Annotated in this window: 1 protein-coding gene; it reads left to right on the top strand. The window is 44.7% G+C overall.

The window, feature by feature from the left end:
• Nucleotides 1–257 (top strand): hypothetical protein (locus Q0779_RS23905; protein WP_298776769.1); only part of this gene is annotated, 257 nt, incomplete at both ends.

Raw genomic sequence — 257 nt, forward strand, 5'->3', positions numbered from 1 at the left:
ACGTTAGATAAGCATGGTAAAGCAGAAGTACAACCCAACACTAACCACGCCGCTTTCATCTTATTTGGCGATGAAGCCTTAGCGGCTGAGGCACAAAATACGCTTGATAATGCTTATACCAAGCTCGACAACGCCATTAACAACAAAGCTAAACAAAGCGCTCAGCATGCTTTCGATAAGCTCAATCAGCAACAAAGTCAGCAGCAAAAGGTACCAGTCACTCAAGCGTTTGCGGATGCGGTTAATCACAAACTGGA

It is taken from the genome of uncultured Shewanella sp. (genome assembly GCF_947491715.1).
GTDB lineage: Bacteria > Pseudomonadota > Gammaproteobacteria > Enterobacterales > Shewanellaceae > Shewanella.